The sequence below is a fragment of the Bartonella sp. TS82HLJMH genome (assembly GCF_042193495.1).
In the GTDB taxonomy this organism is placed as follows: Bacteria; Pseudomonadota; Alphaproteobacteria; order Rhizobiales; family Rhizobiaceae; genus Bartonella; species Bartonella grahamii.
This window is the reverse complement of record NZ_JBHILU010000068.1, coordinates 1-1,215: the sequence shown is the minus strand read 5'-3', so window position 1 is coordinate 1,215 and position 1,215 is coordinate 1. Positions and strand designations below refer to the sequence as shown.

Annotated in this window: 2 protein-coding genes; both read right to left on the bottom strand. The window is 40.0% G+C overall.

Going from position 1 to position 1,215, the window contains the following annotated elements; translation table 11 throughout:
* The coding region (locus tag ACFIKO_RS09230) for a tyrosine-type recombinase/integrase (protein WP_375673876.1) at window positions 1-902 on the bottom strand (902 nt) is incomplete at its 3' end.
* Window positions 903-904: 2 nt separating this feature from the next.
* Complete coding sequence (locus ACFIKO_RS09225; RefSeq protein WP_015857131.1) at window positions 905-1,153, bottom strand: hypothetical protein; 249 nt, start codon at window positions 1,151-1,153, stop codon at window positions 905-907.
* Window positions 1,154-1,215 lie beyond the last annotated feature (62 nt).

Here is a 1,215-nt window from a genome sequence, read left to right as displayed (position 1 = left end):
GCTGCACGTGTTGCTGCTAATTTTCGCAATCCGTGCGCTGATTTTTTAATACCTGCTGCATTACATGCTTCACGAAAGAGGTTGCCAAAACTTTCTTTGACAAGCTTATTTCCACCTTTACCACAAATGAATGTTTCATTACCTATAGGACCAATTTTAAGGGTTTCCTCTAGTTCTGGTAAAATAGGAAGAAAAACATCTGTTTTAAATTGGCTCTTTTCTGTTTTGAGATAAATGATATTATCTTTGACGTCTTTCCAGCCGATACGAACGGCATCACCACGACGCAAGCCTGTATAAAGAAGAACATCAATCCAGACGCGTTCATGTGTACCATGTGACCAACGGTGATAATATTTGTCTATGTCCTCTTCTAGCCATGGCAGTAATCCCTCACTGTTTAAAGATTTTGGTGCTTTTATATTAAAGGCAGGATTTCTATTTAAAAGGGCATTATCAACCGCCCAATTAAAGAGACCGTTTAAAGAGGTCAAAAAATGTTTTGCCGCCGCGGGGGTCTCTCGCCTTCTATCTACGGCTTCAAGAATGTGTTGTTTGTTTATGCTTTTATATGCACGATCACCGATATGTTTAGAAACATTATTCAGAATTCGATATTTAACTTTTTTAGTAGATTCTGATTGATTATGCCATTGCATGCTTTGTAAATACTGATGTAACAACCAATCGAAAGACCCTTCTGTGAGTCTGGTATGCCTCTTTGTTTTGGAGGAGCCATTTTGCGCTTGTTTAATAGCCAGCGTATAATTGTCAACAAATTCTTGCGTTCCATAGGTTCCTTCAATCCGAAACCGTGGTCCATGACCAATACGTACATACCATATAACTTTACCATGGCGTGTACGTTCACGAACAAGATGCGGTGGACGGCGTTTTGGCATGGCTAAAACTTTATACCGTCGACAGAGGGGCAGCTTTTGCTGGTCTCATAGTCTTCTTGTTCATTTTCAAGCGGTGGAAAATCGTCAATGCTATAAGTATTATCTGTCGTTGTTGGTGTTATGGTTTTATTGATATGAATTAATAATTCCCCTGTAGGTTTGATTTCTATGAGTTCGCATCCTTGTTTTTTAGCTTCTCTTAAAGCACGAGCAATAGCTGGCTGCGTGATAGTAGGTGGGCGGTGTGGCATGTTTATTCCCCTTCATTTTAGATGTAATTCTCCCGTGGCGTGAATCACGCTGGTGTTAAAAG

Bases quoted from the DNA above. Each gene is read 5' to 3' on its own strand.
- ACFIKO_RS09225 (WP_015857131.1), bottom strand. From the start codon at position 1,153: ATGCCACACCGCCCACCTACTATCACGCAGCCAGCTATTGCTCGTGCT.